This window comes from Caldimonas sp. KR1-144, from assembly GCF_049446155.1.
Taxonomy (GTDB): Bacteria; Pseudomonadota; Gammaproteobacteria; order Burkholderiales; family Burkholderiaceae_C; genus Rivibacter.
The window spans coordinates 42,508-58,283 of sequence record NZ_JBMSEE010000001.1; the positions used below are offsets into that span (position 1 = coordinate 42,508).

15 protein-coding genes are annotated in these 15,776 nt (G+C 71.7%); 5 read left to right on the forward strand and 10 right to left on the reverse strand.

Annotation, left to right across the window (positions count from 1 at the left end):
• Positions 1-21: 21 nt before the first annotated feature.
• Together ACO2TI_RS00225 and ACO2TI_RS00230 are read right to left on the reverse strand one after the other, a co-directional pair.
• Entirely contained in the window at positions 22-1,746 is a 1,725-nt protein-coding gene (locus ACO2TI_RS00225; protein WP_423281390.1) for a thiamine pyrophosphate-binding protein, read from the reverse strand.
• 28 nt (positions 1,747-1,774) lie between these two features.
• Positions 1,775-3,037, reverse strand: a complete 1,263-nt coding sequence (locus ACO2TI_RS00230) for an MFS transporter (protein ID WP_423281391.1) — start codon at positions 3,035-3,037, stop codon at positions 1,775-1,777.
• A 64-nt stretch (positions 3,038-3,101) separates the two neighbouring features.
• Here ACO2TI_RS00230 and ACO2TI_RS00235 point away from each other — a divergent pair, with 64 nt between their 5' ends.
• Positions 3,102-3,962 (forward strand): AraC family transcriptional regulator, encoded by an 861-nt coding sequence (locus ACO2TI_RS00235; protein ID WP_423281392.1) that lies wholly within the window; start codon positions 3,102-3,104, stop codon positions 3,960-3,962.
• Here the strand turns inward: ACO2TI_RS00235 and ACO2TI_RS00240 are convergent.
• Entirely contained in the window at positions 3,878-4,339 is a 462-nt protein-coding gene (locus ACO2TI_RS00240; RefSeq protein ID WP_423281393.1) for a hypothetical protein, read from the reverse strand. The two genes, ACO2TI_RS00235 and ACO2TI_RS00240, sit on opposite strands and share 85 nt — an antisense overlap.
• Positions 4,340-4,551: 212 nt before the next feature.
• On the opposite strand from ACO2TI_RS00240, the gene nadA reads away from it, so the two are divergent.
• The 3 genes from nadA (at position 4,552) to ACO2TI_RS00255 (ending at position 6,951) form a co-directional block, all read left to right on the forward strand.
• A complete protein-coding gene (gene nadA / locus ACO2TI_RS00245; protein WP_423281394.1) occupies positions 4,552-5,667 on the forward strand; it encodes a quinolinate synthase NadA in 1,116 nt (371 codons plus the stop codon).
• A gap of 8 nt (positions 5,668-5,675) precedes the next feature.
• A complete protein-coding gene (gene nadC, locus ACO2TI_RS00250) occupies positions 5,676-6,563 on the forward strand; it encodes a carboxylating nicotinate-nucleotide diphosphorylase (RefSeq protein ID WP_423281395.1) in 888 nt (295 codons plus the stop codon).
• A gap of 103 nt (positions 6,564-6,666) precedes the next feature.
• A complete protein-coding gene (locus tag ACO2TI_RS00255; protein WP_423281396.1) occupies positions 6,667-6,951 on the forward strand; it encodes a late competence development ComFB family protein in 285 nt (94 codons plus the stop codon).
• Positions 6,952-6,954: 3 nt separating this feature from the next.
• Here ACO2TI_RS00255 and nadB read toward each other — a convergent pair whose 3' ends face one another.
• Entirely contained in the window at positions 6,955-8,595 is a 1,641-nt protein-coding gene (gene nadB / locus ACO2TI_RS00260; protein WP_423281397.1) for an L-aspartate oxidase, read from the reverse strand.
• A 96-nt stretch (positions 8,596-8,691) separates the two neighbouring features.
• Here nadB and ACO2TI_RS00265 point away from each other — a divergent pair, with 96 nt between their 5' ends.
• A complete protein-coding gene (locus ACO2TI_RS00265) occupies positions 8,692-9,945 on the forward strand; it encodes a hypothetical protein (protein ID WP_423281398.1) in 1,254 nt (417 codons plus the stop codon).
• A gap of 92 nt (positions 9,946-10,037) precedes the next feature.
• Here ACO2TI_RS00265 and clpB read toward each other — a convergent pair whose 3' ends face one another.
• The 6 genes from clpB to mobB all read right to left on the reverse strand — a co-directional run bounded on the left by clpB (position 10,038) and on the right by mobB (position 15,713).
• Positions 10,038-12,632 carry an ATP-dependent chaperone ClpB gene (gene clpB / locus ACO2TI_RS00270; RefSeq protein WP_423281399.1) on the reverse strand — a complete coding sequence of 865 codons (2,595 nt, stop codon included), beginning with the start codon at positions 12,630-12,632 and terminating at the stop codon, positions 10,038-10,040.
• Between the two features lie 102 nt (positions 12,633-12,734).
• Positions 12,735-13,124 (reverse strand): CrcB family protein, encoded by a 390-nt coding sequence (locus tag ACO2TI_RS00275; protein ID WP_423281400.1) that lies wholly within the window; start codon positions 13,122-13,124, stop codon positions 12,735-12,737.
• Positions 13,121-13,621 carry a molybdenum cofactor biosynthesis protein MoaE gene (locus tag ACO2TI_RS00280; protein ID WP_423281401.1) on the reverse strand — a complete coding sequence of 167 codons (501 nt, stop codon included), beginning with the start codon at positions 13,619-13,621 and terminating at the stop codon, positions 13,121-13,123. The genes ACO2TI_RS00275 and ACO2TI_RS00280 overlap by 4 nt, the downstream gene beginning before the upstream one ends.
• A gap of 61 nt (positions 13,622-13,682) precedes the next feature.
• On the reverse strand, positions 13,683-13,937 hold the full coding sequence (locus ACO2TI_RS00285) for a MoaD/ThiS family protein (protein ID WP_423281402.1): 255 nt from the start codon (positions 13,935-13,937) through the stop codon (positions 13,683-13,685).
• Positions 13,934-15,181: a gephyrin-like molybdotransferase Glp gene (gene glp, locus ACO2TI_RS00290; RefSeq protein ID WP_423281403.1), complete on the reverse strand. Its 1,248-nt coding sequence runs from the start codon at positions 15,179-15,181 to the stop codon at positions 13,934-13,936. The genes ACO2TI_RS00285 and glp overlap by 4 nt, the downstream gene beginning before the upstream one ends.
• The gene (gene mobB, locus ACO2TI_RS00295; protein ID WP_423281404.1) at positions 15,111-15,713 is read right to left on the reverse strand and encodes a molybdopterin-guanine dinucleotide biosynthesis protein B; all 603 of its coding nucleotides are present in this window, start codon (positions 15,711-15,713) and stop codon (positions 15,111-15,113) included. The genes glp and mobB overlap by 71 nt, the downstream gene beginning before the upstream one ends.
• Positions 15,714-15,776 lie beyond the last annotated feature (63 nt).

A 15,776-nucleotide genomic window follows, 5' to 3' on the forward strand; every position in this document is an offset into this window, starting at 1 on the left:
CCCTCCGTCCTGCCGTGCCGATCAGCCTTGCCTGGCAAGCGCGGCGCCGCGGATCGCCGCGAGCGTCGTGCGACTGGTGCTGACGTTCTCGTCGAGCACCAGGTGCAGCAGCGTGGGCTCGCGGCGCTCGAGCGCACGCACCAGCGCCGGCTCGAACGCCGCCGTCGCCTCGACGCGCTCGCCGGCCCAGCCGTAGGCGCGCGCCAGCGCCGCGAAGTCGGGGTTGGCCAGCGCGGTGCCCGAGACGCGCGCCGGGTACTCGCGCTCCTGATGCATGCGGATCGTGCCGTAGGTGCCGTTGTCGACGACGATCGAGATCAGCCGCCCGCCGCCTTCGCGGCCGGCGCCGTAGGCGCTGGCGGTGGCGAGCTCCTGGCCGTTCATCAGGAAGTCGCCGTCGCCGGCGAGGTTGATCACGTGGCGATGCGGCGCCAGCAGGCTCGCGGCCACCGCGGCCGGCAGGCCGTAGCCCATCGCGCCGCTGGTCGGTGCGAGCTGGGTGCGGCCCGTGCGGTGCAGCGCGCCGTAGCGGTGGTAGCGGTGCAGCCAGCCGCTGTAGTTGCCGGCGCCGTTGGTGTAGACGGCATCGGGCGCATGGCGCGTGAGCGAGCGTACGACCGCCGCCATGTCGAGCGGCTCGACCGGCTGCGGCACCTGGTTGGCCTCGTAGTCGGCGCGCGCGGCGGCGGCCCAGTCGGCCCAGGGCAGCTGCGTCGGCGCGGCGAGCGATTCGAGCGCCTTCGCGGCGCTCGCCATGCTCGATTGCAGCAGCAGGTCGGCGGCGTAGACGCGGCCCAGCTCCTCGGGCCCGGCGTGAACATGGATCAGCTTCTGCGTCGGCCGCGGCGCGGCCAGCAGCGTGTAGCCACCGGTGGTCATCTCGTCGAGCCGCGCGCCGAGCGCGATCACGAGGTCGGCGTCCTTCACGCGCTGCGCGAGCTTCGGATTGATGCCGATGCCGATGTCGCCGGCATAGAGCCGGTGGCCGTTGTCGAACAAGTCCTGGCGGCGAAACGCGCAGCCGACCGGCAACTGCCAGTTCTCGGCGAAGCGCTCCAGCGCATGCGTCGCCTCCGGCGTCCAGCCGCCGCCGCCGGCGATCACCAGCGGGCGTTGCGATGCGAGCAGCAGCGAGCGCACCTCGCGCAACGCGCCGGGCGCGGGCCAGGCTTGCGCCGGCTCGACGCGCGCCAGCACCGGCGCCGTCGTCGGCGTGGTCAGCATGTCTTCGGGCAGCGCCAGCACCACCGGGCCGGGCCGGCCCTGCTGCGCCACGTGGAAGGCCCGCGCGACGTACTCCGGCAGCCGGTCGGCGCTCGGGATCTCGGTCGCCCACTTCGCGAAGCCCAGGCTGTTGGGGCCGAACACCGCGCGGTAGTCGAGCTCCTGGAAGGCCTCGCGGTCGCGCATGTCGGAGCCGACCTGGCCGATGAACAGGATCATCGGCGTCGAGTCCTGGAAGGCCGTGTGCAGGCCGATGCTCGCGTTGGTGGCGCCGGGGCCGCGCGTCACGAAGCACACGCCGGGCTTGCCGGTCAGCTTGGCGCCCGCCTCGGCCATGAAGGCCGCGCCGCCCTCCTGGCGGCAGGCGACGAAGCGGATGCGCTGCGCGTGTTCGTGGAAGCCGTCGAGCACCGCGAGAAAGCTCTCGCCCGGCACGCCGAAGCAGGTGTCGACGCCCTGCGCGATCAGCGCCTCGACCAGCGCGTGGCCGGCAAGGCGCGAGGGGGTATGGCTTGTGGTCATGCCGGCACTTTAGCCGGCCCGAAGACGCTCAGGCGGCGGCAGGCACCACGCTGCGACGCGCGAGCCGCAGGCCGACGAGCGAGGCCGATGCGACGCCCAGCGCGAGCGCCAGCGCCGAGCCGTGAAACACCGCGTTCGGGCTGCCGTGGTCGAGCAGCGCACCGAACACCGGCGCCGCGACCGCGAAGCCGAGGTCCAGGCCCGAGTAGACCGTGCCGTAGACGCGGCCGGTCGCCCCCGGCGGCGCCGCGCGCTTGATCAGCATGTCGCGCGACGGCCCGGCCAGGCCGGTGCCAAAGCCCGCGAGGGCCGCGACGCCGGCCGCCGCGAGGCCTGGCAGCCAGCCGCTGCCGGCCAGCATCAGCAAGCCGGCGGCGACGGCCATCGCGGCGGCGATCGTGCGCTCCAGCCGCTGCACGCGCGCGACCAGGAAGCCGCCGATCACCATGCCGACCGCGCCGCACAGCATGTAGCCGGTGACCACGAAGGCGGTGATCGACAGCGGCAGGCCGTACATCTGCTGCAGCGCCGGGCTCGCGAAGCTCTGGATCGCGCTCAGCGCCGCGGTGGTCCAGAAGAAGAACGAGAAGCACAGCCACACCGACGGCAGCTTCAAAAAGGCCATCGGATGCTCGTCGGCCAGGCCTGCGCCGGCCTTCTTCTCGTGCGCCCAGGCGCCCTGGCGATCGTCGAGGGCGTCGCGATGCAGCAGCATCGTGAGCAGCACGACCGCCGCGACGATGGCGCCGCCGACGTAGGCCAGCCGCCACGAGCCGGTCGCCGCCGTGAGCGCGGTGTAGAACACCGGCGCCGCCGCCCAGCCGAGGTTGCCAGTGATGCCGTGCACCGAGAACGCATGGCCCAGGCGCGGCTGCGAAACGCGCTTGTTGAGGATGGTGAAGTCGACCGGGTGGAACGGCGCGTTGCCCAGGCCCGCGAGCGAGGCCGCCAGCAACAGGCCCGCGAAGCCGTTCGCGCTGGCCGCCGCCAGCGCGGCGAACACGAAGCACGACAGCGCCACGAACAGCACCGGCCGCGCGCCGACGCGGTCGACCAGGAAGCCCGACAGCGCCTGGCCGATGCCCGAGATCACGAAGAAGATCGTGACCAGCAGGCCCAGCTCCGAATAGCTCAGGCCGAAGTCCCGGATGAAGGCCGGAAACAGCGGCGGCAGCAGCATGTGGAAGAAGTGCGAGGTGCCGTGCGCGAGGCCGATCAGGCCGATCGTGCGGGCATCCTGCTTCAGCGGCACGGCGATGGCCGGGGTGGTCGCGGGGGCGGTGGAACTCATGCCCTTATCGTAGGCGTGGGCCGGTCGGCGGGCTTACGATAGAACGTCAAACACTGTCGAGATCATGCCAAGACGCCCCCAGACGGCCGCGCGCGGCCCGGTGATCGGCCCGCTGACGCCGATGCTGTTCGCACCGACGCGCGAGCGGCCGCTGCGCGCCAAGTCGCACTGGCTGGAGGCCGACACCCAGGTCGAGCCGCATTCGCACCCCTGGGCCCAGCTCGCGTTCTCGGCCACCGGCGTGATGCGCCTGACCGCCGACCGCGGCACCTACCTCGTGCCGCCGTCGCGCGCGGTGTGGATCCCGCCGGGGGTCGAGCACGCGATCACCGTGGTCGAGACCTGCCACCTGCGCACGCTCTACCTGCACCAGGCCGCGGGCCGCTGCGGCCCCGCGGTGCCGCGCGCCGACGAGGCCGCGTGGCGCGGCTGCCGCGTGCTCGAGGTGTCCGACCTGCTGCGCGCCTTGGTGCTGGCGCTGCCGACCGCACCTGACGGCGGCGAGCCGCCCGACGCCGCCGAGTTGCAGCGCGAACGCCTGATCGCCGACCTGCTGCGCGACGAGCTGCGGCGCGCCCGCCCGGTGCGCCTGGGCGTCGACCTGCCGCGCGACAAGCGCCTGCGCGCGCTGTGCGAAGCGGTGCTTGACGATCCCACGCGCCACGCCACGCTGGCCGACTGGTCGCGCGACGTCGGCGCCAGCGAGCGCACGGTCGCGCGCCTGTTCCGCCAGGACCTCGGCACCAGCTTCGTCCAGTGGCGCCAGCAGGTGCTGCTGGCCCGCGCGCTCGCGATGGCCGCGCGCAAGCAGCCGATGGCGCAGATCGCGGCCGAGCTGGGCTATGCGAGCCCGAGCGCCTTCTCGGCGATGGTGCGGCGCTCGGTGGGCGCGCCGCCGAGCCGCTTCTTCGCGTCGGCCGGCTGAGGCTCAGTCCGCCCGGACCGGCGCGTGGGGGCCGCCACGGCCTGGCCCGGCGCCAGGCGCGCCTCGATGGCGCGCGAGCGGATGAAGCTCAGCAGCCGCGCGTCCTGCTCGGCGAAGCAGCGCTCGGGGCTGGACGTTCCTCGCAGGTTCTCGACCGACGCCAAGGCGCCGAGGGGATGCTCGCTTGCACACAACTGCGCCCGCAGGGCCAACAAGCGATCGCGCTCGGATTCGAAGGCGACAAGCGCGGCAGCGTCGGTCGCCAGCATGTCGAGCAGAGCCTTCTGCGCGCTCGCGACCTCGGCGCCCAGCGGGTGCGCGGTTCCCGCCCGTTCGTGGCGGGCGCAGCCCGCGAACGCCACGATCGCGGCCAGCATCCAACACACCGTCGTTCGTCGAACCACTGCATCCTCCGCCCCGCTCCACGCCGGCCGGCGAGGTTCGCATGCGATCGGCGCGCTGCGCGGCGTTCGGCCGCGGATCTCAATGGCCGGGCCGGCCAGGAGCAATTCGGCCGCGGTCGCGCGCGGATGGCCCCGTTCGGGGCGCACTCCGGCGAACAGGCGAAAATTGCCCTCAGGAGCCTTCCATGTCCCAGCAAGTTCTCTACGACTTCACCCGCCAGGACGCCAGCGGCGCGAGCTGCACCGCGCATGCGTGGGCCAAGGTGCCCCGGGCGCTCTCGCCCAGCGAACGCGAGGCCGCGAAGGCGCGCGCCAAGGCGCTGCTCAAGAAGCACAACGCCGTGCTCGTCGCGCACTACTACGTCGACGGCGACCTGCAAGACCTCGCGCTCGAGACCGGCGGCTGCGTGTCCGACTCGCTCGAGATGGCGCGCTTCGGCCGCGACCACGAAGCCAAGACCCTGGTCGTCGCCGGCGTGCGCTTCATGGGCGAGTCGGCCAAGATCCTGTCGCCCGACAAGCGCGTGCTGATGCCCGACCTCGATGCGACCTGCTCGCTCGACCTCGGCTGCCCGCCCGACGACTTCGCCAGGTTCTGCGACGCCCACCCGGACCGCACCGTCGTCGTCTACGCCAACACCAGCGCCGCCGTGAAGGCCCGCGCCGACTGGATGGTCACCAGCTCCTGCGCCCTGGCCATCGTGCGCCACCTGCACGAGCGCGGCGAGAAGATCCTGTGGGCGCCCGACCGCCACCTCGGCCGCTACATCGCCGACGAGACCGGCGCCGACATGCTGCTGTGGAACGGCGAGTGCATCGTGCACGACGAGTTCAAGGGCCTCGAGCTCGAGCTGATGAAGCGCGACCACCCCGATGCGCTGGTGCTCGTGCATCCCGAGTCTCCCAAGCGCGTCGTCGAGCTCGCCGACGTGGTGGGCTCGACCTCGCAGCTGATCAAGGCCGTGGTGGAGAGCGACCGGCACGAGTTCATCGTCGCCACCGACAACGGCATCCTGCACCGCATGCGCCAGCTCGCGCCGGGCAAGCGGCTGCTCGAGGCGCCCACCGCCGGCAACAGCGCCACCTGCAAGAGCTGCGCGCACTGCCCGTGGATGGCGATGAATGCGCTGCAAGGCGTGGTCGACTGCCTTGAGCAGGGCACGGGCGAGATTCTCGTGCCCGAGCCGACGCGCGGCCAGGCGCTGGGCTGCATCGAGCGCATGCTCGACTTCGTGAAGGCGAACCCGTCTTCGCTCGCGACGCCGCAGCGCGGCTTCGTCAAGAACATCGGCGCCGCCTGAACCAGAACATGAGCCTGAGCTTTGACCACAACGAGAGCCTCGCCGAGGCCCGCGCGCGCAACGTGCGCGACGCGCTCGAGGAAGACATCGGCGTCGCCGACTGGACCGCGCGCCTGGTGCCGGCCGAACGGCGCGTGCGCGCCCGCGTGATCGTGCGCGAGCACGCGGTGCTGGCCGGGCGCGACTGGTTCGACGGTGTGTTCGCCGCCGTCGATGCGCGTTCCCGCATCGAGTGGCTGCACGCCGAAGGCAGCGACCTCAAGCCCGACGACATCGTCTGCACGATCGAGGCCGACGCCCGTGCGCTGCTGACCTCCGAGCGCCCGGCACTCAACTTCCTGCAGTTGCTGTCCGGCACCGCCACGGTCACGCGCCAGTACGCGCGCGCGATCGACGGCGCCTCGCCCAACCCCAAGGGCTGCGCCGTGCTCGACACGCGCAAGACCCTGCCCGGCCTGCGCCTGGCGCAGAAGTACGCGGTGCGCGTCGGCGGCGGCCACAACCAGCGGCTGGCGCTCTACGACGGTATCCTGATCAAGGAGAACCACATCGCCTCGGCCGGCGGCGTGACCGCCGCGCTGCGCGCCGCGCAGACGCTGGTGCAGGCGCAGGCGCCAGGCATCGGCATCCAGATCGAGGTGGAGTCGATCGAGCAGCTGAAGGAGGCGCTGGACAGCGGCGCGACCAGCATCCTGATCGACAACTTCAGCCTCGAGATGATGCGCGAGGCGGTGGCGATCACCGCACATCGCGCGCTGCTCGAGACATCGGGCGGCGTCACGCTCGACGCGCTGCGCGCGATCGCCGAGACAGGCGTCGACCGCATCTCGGTCGGCAAGCTGACCAAGGACGTGCGCGCGGTCGACTTCTCGATGCGCGTGCTGGACACGATCTGACGCACGGAAACGCCGAACTGCGCCGCCCGACGGCGCTTCTTCGGCCCATCGCCGCGCGCGCGGCACGTCGACACTGGCCCATCCCTGCCAGGAAACCGATGTCATGAGCGCGGACTTCTCGTCGATCCACAACCACCAGGAGCGCCTGGTGTTCGCGGCCGTGTCCGCGCTGGCGCCGCAGTACGGCCAGATGCGCCCCGAGCTGCTGCCCGACGTGGCCTGCGTCGCGCTCAACCGCCTGCCGCCGCGCTACATCCGCCACATGGCCGACCTGGCGTTCTACCAGTCGGGGACAGAGCGGGATCGCTCCCAGAAGGAACTGGACGCCGCCGTACGTTACGCCTTTGAATTCGTGCAGGCCCGTGAAGCCATGCATGCGCGGTCGTAAACGCTAGGGCAACCAGGCATCCCTCTTCTTTGGCTTTCTCGACAGGATCGTCGGAAAGCTCACCGGCAGCGTGCGCGGGAAGTCGCGGCTGAAGTGCAGCCCGCGGCTTTCGTGCCGCGCGAGTGCCGAGCGCACGATCAGCTCGGCGCAGTCGACCAGGTTGCGCAGCTCGAGCAAATCGCGCGTCACGCGGAAGGCTGCGTAGTAGTCGTCGATCTCGCTCTTGAGCAGCTTGATGCGGTGCAAGGCCCGCTCCAGCCGCTTGGTCGTGCGCACGATGCCGACGTAGTTCCACATCACCAGGCGCAATTCGTCCCAGTTGTGCGAGATCACGACCTGCTCGTCGGCGTTCTCGACCTGGCTCTCGTCCCAGGCCGGCGGCGACGGCAGCGGCTCGGACTGCGCCTGCAGGATGCTCGCCGCGCAGGTCTGGCCGAACACCACGCACTCGAGCAGAGAGTTGCTCGCGAGCCGGTTGGCGCCGTGCAGGCCGGTGTAGGTGGTCTCGCCCACCGCGTAGAGGCCCGGCAGGTCGGTGCGGCCGTCGAGGTCGGTCACCACGCCGCCGCAGGTGTAGTGCGCCGCGGGCACCACCGGGATCGGCTGGCGGGCGATGTCGATGCCCAGCGCCAGGCAGCGCGCATGGATGGTCGGGAAGTGTTCCTTCAGGAAAGCTTCGCCGAGATGGGTGGCGTCGAGCAGCACGTAGTCGACGCCATGCTTCTTCATCTCGAAGTCGATCGCGCGCGCGACGATGTCGCGCGGCGCAAGCTCGAGCCGCTCGTCGTGCGCGGCCATGAAGCGCGTGCCCTCGCCGTTGTGATTGGGCAGCTTGAGTTGTGCGCCCTCGCCGCGCAAGGCCTCCGTGATCAGGAAGCTGCGCTCCTGCGGGTGGTACAGGCAGGTCGGATGGAACTGGATGAACTCCATGTTCCCGACCCGGCAGCCGGCGCGCCACGCCATCGCGATGCCGTCGCCGGTCGCGGTGTCGGGATTGGTGGTGTAGCGGTAGACCTTGCCGGCACCGCCGGTGGCCAGCACCACGGCCGCGGCGGGCAGCGTCTCGACGCGGCCCGAGTCGATGTCCAGCGCATAGACGCCGTAGCAGCGCGACAGCTCGTCGCGCTTGAGGTGGCGCGAGGTGATCAGGTCGACCGCCATCCAGCGCTCGCGCAGCGTGATGTTCGGATGGGCACGGGCTTCGGCCAGCAGCACCTCGTGGATCGCGCGCCCGGTGGCGTCGGCCGCGTGGGCGATGCGGCGCACCGCATGGCCGCCCTCGCGCGTCAGGTGCAGGCCCAGCGGTCCTTGCGGGTCGGGCGAGAACGGCACGCCGCGCTTGACCAGCCACTCGATCGCCTGCGCACTGTGCTCGGCGATGAAGCGCGCGGTGTGCTCGTCGACCAGCCCGGCCCCGGCGTCCTGCGTGTCGCGCACATGGCTTTCGACGCTGTCGTCGTCGCCGAGCACGCCGACGATGCCGCCTTGGGCCCAGGCGGTGGCGCCCTCGTCGAGGCGGCGCTTGGCAAGCACGGTGACGGGCCGCTCGGCGGCCAGCTGCAAGGCTACCGTCAGCCCGGCCAGGCCGGCACCGACGATCACGACCGGCGCGGATGAGCCGGCGTTGCGGGAAGTCGTGGTCATGGGGCCATTCTAGGGAGCGAGCCTGATCCGGCGCCGGCTGCGGGCTCCTACACTCGCACGACGCCGGGCCTTCGGCCCGCCAACCCTGGCTGCACGATGAACCCGATCACCTCCCGCCCGCCGAACACGCCTGCCGCGAACTGGGAGTCGACGCGCGTCCAGACGCAGGTCGCCGGCAGCACCGAAGACGGCGAGGCGCGCGACATCGGCCGCGCGGTCGGCAACGGCATGCGCGAGCTGTTCGTCTCCTGTGACCCGGCCGAGGCCCTGGTCCAGCAGTTCGACTTCCTGCAGCCCAGCTTCGTGGCGGTGCACGACCTCGGCACCGCGGGCGTGGCGCGCCAGCTCCTGACCGGCATCGCGGCCGCGGCGCAGCGCTCGGTGCAGCAGCTCGTGATCCGCCGCTCGGGCGTCGGCACGCCGCTGGCCACGCTGCAGTTCGTCGACTGCCCGGCGGCCAACGGCAGCACGGTGCGGCTGTACGCCACCGAGATCGACGCCGATACCGCGTCGCGCCATGCGATGGCGCAGGTGCTGTTCAGCCGCAGCCGGCTGGGCATCGTGATGGTCGGCAACCTGCCGGGCCACGTGATCCAGACCCATCTCGAGCCCTGGCACCGCGCCGTGCTGCAGCGCGGCTGGACCTGCCGGCGAATCCTTTTCCTGCCGCTGCAGTCCAACCCGGCGCTGGCGACGCAGGTCGCGGCTTTTCGCACCGCCACCGCGATCGAGGCCTCGGTCACGCCGCCGGTCTCGCGGCCGGCCGACGTCTGGCAGCAGCTCGCGGTGGCCTGGAACGACCTGCAGCGGCGCAGCCAGCCGGGCGTCGACGCCTCCAGGCTGCCGTTGCTGACCAGCAGCCAGAAGCCGGCCACACCCGCCACGCCCGCCACCCCTGCCGTGCCAGCCGCGGCGCCGGCACCCGTCGCGCCGATCCCGATGCCGACCATCGGCGCCGCGGCGCCGGCCGACCACTCGCCGCTGGCGCGCTACCTCGGCGCGGTGGCCCATCTGCAAGGCGTCGTCAGTGCCTGCGCCTTCGAGCCCGGCAGCGGCCGCCCGCTCGGCCACGCCGGCGCGCGCCCGAGCGCCGAGGACCTGGCACGCCACGGCACCACGATCGTCGGCGCGCTGGCCAACGCCAGCCGCGCGATGGGGCTGGGCGCGGCGCCACCGGACTGCCTGGTCACCCTGGGCCAGCACCACCTGCTGCTGCGCGCGCTGCCCGCGCTGACCGGCCTGCCGGTCGGCGCGATGCTGCACCTCGTGATCGACAAGCTGCACGCACCGCCGATCGACACGCTGCGCGATCAGCTGCGCAAGCTCGACGCCGGCCCCGCCGCGCGCTGAGCGAGAACCAACGGCCGGCCGCCGGACCGCCCCAAGGCCGGCCAGCCCCCCTCCGGGGGCAGCGCAGCGGCGCAGCCGCAAGCGTGGGGGGCTCAGATCCTCTCGAAGCGGAACTCGCCCGGCGCGCGGATCGGATCGACGTCGACCGGGACCGTGTCCTTGGGCACGAAGCGCCCTTCGAGCAGCAGCTTCGACAACGGGTTCTCGATGCGCTGCTGGATCGCGCGCTTGAGCGGTCGCGCGCCGAACACCGGATCGAAGCCCACCTTGGCCAGCTCCGCCAGCGCCGCCGGCGTCACGTCGAGCGCGAGGTCGAGCTTGGCCAGGCGCTGCTCGAGCGCACGCAGCTGGATCTTCGCGATGCCCTCGATATGCTGCGCGTCGAGCGCGTGGAACACCACCGTCTCGTCGATGCGGTTGAGGAACTCGGGGCGGAAGTGCTGCTTGACCTCGCCCCACACCGCCTCGCGGATCAGCTCCGGGTCCTGCCCCGCCATCTGCATGATCATGTGCGAGCCGAGGTTGCTGGTCATCACGACGACCGTGTTCTTGAAGTCGACCGTGCGGCCCTGGCCATCGGTGAGCCGCCCGTCGTCGAGCACCTGCAGCAGCACGTTGAAGACGTCCGGGTGGGCCTTCTCGACCTCGTCGAGCAGGATCACCGCATACGGCTTGCGGCGCACCGCTTCCGTCAGGTAGCCGCCCTCGTCGTAGCCCACGTAGCCCGGTGGCGCGCCGATCAGGCGGCTGACCGAGTGCTTCTCCATGAACTCGCTCATGTCGATGCGGATCATGGCCTCCTCGGTGTCGAACAGGAACGCGGCCAGCGCCTTGCACAGCTCGGTCTTGCCGACGCCCGTGGGCCCGAGGAAGAGGAACGAGCCGGTCGGACGGTTCGGGTCCGACAGGCCGGCGCGCGAGCGGCGGATCGCGTCGGCCACGGCGCGGATCGCCTCGTCCTGCCCGACCACGCGCTCGTGCAGGCGGGTTTCCATCTGCAGCAGCTTGTCGCGCTCGCCTTGCATCAGCTTGGACACCGGGATGCCGGTCGCGCGCGCGACCACCTCGGCGATCTCCTCGGCGCCGACTTGCGTGCGCAGCAGCTGCGGCTTGCCCGCGGCGTCCTTGCCGGACTCGGTGGCCTGCGCCTCCTTGAGCTTCTTCTCGAGCTCGGGCAGCTTGCCGTACTGCAGCTCGGCGACCTTGTTGAAGTCGCCCTTGCGCTTGAACTCCTCGATCTGCGTGCGCGCGCGGTCGATCTCTTCCTTCACGTGCGCCGAGCCCTGGGCCTGGGCCTTCTCGGCCTTCCAGATCTCCTCGAGGTCGGCCGCTTCGCGCTCGAGCTTGGCGATCTCTTCCTCGATCAGGCCGAGGCGCTTCTGCGAAGCCTCGTCCTTCTCCTTCTTGACCGCCTCGCGCTCGATCTTGAGCTGGATCAGCCGGCGGTCGAGCCGGTCCATCGCCTCGGGCTTGGAGTCGATCTCGATCTTGATCTTGGCCGCGGCCTCGTCGATGAGATCGATGGCCTTGTCGGGCAGGAAGCGGTCGGTGATGTAGCGGTGCGAGAGCTCGGCCGCGGCGACGATCGCCGGGTCGGTGATCTCGACGCCGTGGTGCACCTCGTACTTCTCCTGCAGGCCGCGCAGGATCGCGATCGTGGCCTCGACGCTGGGCTCGTCGACCAGGATCTTCTGGAAGCGGCGCTCGAGCGCGGCGTCCTTCTCGATGTACTTGCGGTACTCGTCGAGCGTGGTCGCGCCGATGCAGTGCAGCTCGCCGCGCGCCAGCGCCGGCTTGAGCATGTTGCCGGCGTCGATCGCGCCTTCCGCCTTGCCGGCGCCCACCATCGTGTGCAGCTCGTCGATGAAGACGATGGTCTGGCCCTCATCTTGCGCCAGCTCCTTGAGCACGTTCTTCAGGCGCTCCTCGAACTCGCCGCGGAACTTGGCGCCGGCCAGCAGCAAGGCGATGTCGAGCACCAGCACGCGCTTGCCCTTGAGCGAATCGGGCACCTCGCCCGAGACGATGCGCTGCGCCAGGCCCTCGACGATGGCCGTCTTGCCGACGCCCGGCTCGCCGATCAGCACCGGGTTGTTCTTCGAGCGGCGCTGCAGCACCTGGATCGCGCGGCGGATCTCGTCGTCGCGGCCGATCACCGGGTCGAGCTTGCCCTGGCGGGCGCGCTCGGTGAGGTCGAGCGTGTACTTCTTCAGCGCCTCGCGCGCGCCTTCGGCCTCGGCCGAGTCGACGCTCGCGCCGCCGCGCACCGCCTCGATCGCGGATTCCAGCGCCTTGCGGGTGAGGCCGTGGCCACGGACGATCCCGCCGAGGTCGGTCTTCGCATCGGCCAGCGCAAGCAGGAACATCTCGCTGGCAATGAACTGGTCGCCGCGCTTGGTGGCCTCCTTCTCGGCGCCTTGCAGCGCGGCAATCAGGTCGCGACCGGGTTGGACCGGACCGCCGCCTTGCACCTGGGGCAGGCCGGCCAGCGCGGTCTCCATCGCGGCGCGCAGCGCGGCCGTGTTGACGCCGGCACGGTCGAGCAGCGCCTTCGGGCCGTCGGTCTGCGCCAGCATCGCGGCCAGCAGGTGGGCCGGCTCGATGTAGGGGTTGTCGCGCGTGACCGCGAGGCTTTGCGCCTCCGCCAGCGCTTCCTGGAACTTGGTGGTGAGTTTGTCGACGCGCATGGTCAACCTCGCGAAACGGGACTGCTTCGAAGGTAAGGACGCCGCCAGGGCTTTTCAAGCACGCTGGCTTGATGCAGGGCAAGCCGTGCGCCGAAGGGCGCCTCAGCGCGGCGCGAGCAGCGCGTGGACCAGCCACCAGCCGAGCGCCGCGCAAGCGAGCGATCCCAGCAGGTGGCCGGCCGTGTGCAGCAGCGCGAGCCCGAAGGCGCCGCGCTGCAGCAGCATCAGCGATTCGATCGAGAACGCCGAGAAGGTCGTGAAGCCGCCCAGCAAGCCGGTGACCAGCAGCAGCCGCAGCCACTCGCTGGGCTGCACGAAAAGCCAGGCGCCGATCGAGCCGACGAGCAAGCCGCCGGCCGCGTTGACCGCCAGCGTGCCGAGGGCGAAACCGCCCCACAGCGGGTTGAGCCACAAGCCCAGCAGCCAGCGCAGCACGCCGCCGGTGGCGGCCCCGCCGGCGACCACGAGCGCCTGGCCGAGCGTCGGCGTCAAGCGCCGCCCCCGCTGTTGGCGGCGGCAATGCCCCAGCGCTCGAGCGCGGCGTCGTCGGACTCGCGCGCATCGACCCAGCGCGCGCCCTGCGGCGTGTGCTCCTTCTTCCAGAACGGCGCCTGGGTCTTGAGGTAGTCCATCAGGAACTCGCAAGCCGAGAAGGCCTCGCCTCGGTGCGCCGAGCTCACGACGACGAGCACGATCTGCGCGCCGGGCTCGAGCGGACCGACGCGATGGATGACCCGCACGCCGCGCACGTCGAAGCGGCGTTGCGCCTCGTCGATCATCGCCTCGATCGCGCGCTCGGTCATGCCGGGGTAGTGCTCGAGCTCCAGCAGCGAGACGCCCTGCCCTTCGTCGGGCCGTGGCGAGCGCGTGCGCACCGTGCCGACGAAGCTGGCCACCGCGCCGACGCCGAGGTCCTGCGCGCGCAGCGCCGCGACCTCGGTCGAAAGGTCGAAGTCCTCGGTCTGGATCGACACGCGCGGTGCGTTCATTGGGCATCCTCCGTGCTGCGCACTGCGGCATTCGCCTTGGGAGCGGCCCTGCGGCTCATGGTCAGCCTCCGGTGACCGGCGGGAAGAACGCGACTTCGGCGCCCTCGCCCACGGGCAGCGATTCGTCGCTGGCCATCACCTGGTTCAACGCCGCGCGCAGCGCACGGCCGCGCGCCAGCACCTCGGCATGGCGCCCGCCGCGCGCGATCAGCGCGTCGCGCAAGGCGCCGAGCGTGGCGCCCGGCGCGATCTCGACCTGTTCGCCAGGCCCGAGGGCCTCGCGGATCGAAGCGAAATAGCGCACGCTGACCTTCATGCAAGCAGCTCCGCGAACGGAATGAAGCGCACCGTGTCGCCGCGCGCGATCGCGCGGCCGGGCGGGTTGTCGATCACGCCCTCGGCCCAGACGGCCGAGGTCAGCACGCCGGAACTCTGGTTGGCGAAGAGCTCCAGATCGCCTTGCGCGTCGCGGCGCGCGCGCAGGAACTCGCGGCGCTTGTCGGGCTTGGGCCAGTCGAACGCGGCGCGCAGCGACAGCGCCGCCGGCGGCGTGGCCGGCATGCCCTGCAGCGCCTGCAGCACCGGCCGCACGCACAACAAGAAGGTCACGAAGCTCGACACCGGGTTGCCGGGCAGACCGATGTAGAGCGCCTCGCCGCCATCGGGCTGGCGCACCGCGCCGAAGGCCAGCGGTTTGCCGGGCTTGATCGCGATCTGCCACAGCTCGAGCCGGCCCTCCGCCTGCACCGCGGGGCGCAGGTGGTCTTCCTCGCCCACCGAGACACCGCCCGACGTGAGGATGAGATCGTGGCCGGCCGCGGCGCGTCGCAAGGCTTCGCGCGTGGCGTCGAGCCGGTCGGGCACGATGCCCAGGTCGCTGACCTCGCAGCCGGCCGCACGCAGCAGGCCGACGAGGGTGTAGCGATTGGAGTTGTAGATCGCGCCGGGACGCAGCGGCTCGCCGGGCATCACCAGCTCGTCGCCGGTGGAAAACAGCGCGACGCGCGGGCGGCGCACGACCGCCAGCCGCGCGATGCCGACCGAGGCCGCGAGGCCCAAGGCCTGCGGCGAGAGCCGCGTGCCCCTTGCGAGCACGACGGCGCCTTCGCGCACGTCCTCGCCGCGCCGGCGGATCCAGGCGCCCGGCGCGGGCACCGTGTTCACGCGCACGCGCGCGCCGTCGAGCGCCTCGCACTGCTCCTGCATCACGACGGCGTCGGCGCCGGTCGGCAGCGGCGCGCCGGTGAAGATGCGCGCCGCGGTGCCCGCCTCCAGCGTCGCGCCGACCTGGCCGGCGGCGATGCGCTGTGCGACCGGCAGCACGCTACCGGCGACGGGCACATCGGCCACGCGCAGCGCGTAGCCGTCCATCGAGGTGTTGTCGTGCGGCGGGACATCGAGCGTCGAGCGCACGTCCTCGGCGAGCACGCGACCGAGCGCGTCGGCCGTCGCGACGTTTTCGGTGTCGCGCTCCGGGTGGGCGAGCGCCTCAGTCCCGTCCAGCAGCCGCTGCAGGGCCTCGTCCAGGCTCAGCATCGGCGGGGTAGCCGTCGTCGTCATCGGGGTCGATCAGGGGTGAGCGGTAATCGAAGCGCGGCGCCTGCTCGAGCAGGAACTGCGCGATCGCGTCCGGGTCATTGAGGTCGAGCACCGGCAGCAGCGTGGGCTGGGGCAGCGCGCGCGGGCTGTCGGTCGCGATCGCGACGACGAACGGGTCTTCCGGATACTGCACCGGCTTGCCGGTGGAAGCGCGCCAGACCTCGATCTTGAGCAGGTCGGCCGCCTTGAAGCCCTCGACCAGCGCCCAGTCGCACTCGTAGAGCTCGGCGAGCAGCTGGTGGGCGGTGGGCTCGCCCTCGGCCTCGTACTCGCGGATCTTGGCCAGCCGCACGCGCGAGGCAACCACCACCTCGAACGCGCCGGCTGTGCGGTGGCGGTGCGAGTCCTTGCCGGGATGGTCGATGTCGAAGTCGTGGTGCGCGTGCTTGACCACCGACACGCGCTGCCCGGCGAGCTTGAAACGCGCGATCAGCTGCTCGACCAGCGTGGTCTTGCCGGAACCGGAGTAACCGCAGAAGCCAACGACCTTCATCACAGGATCCGCTCGCCCGTCCGCAGGATGCTGCGCGCCCCCGGGGGGCAGCGAACGGAGTGA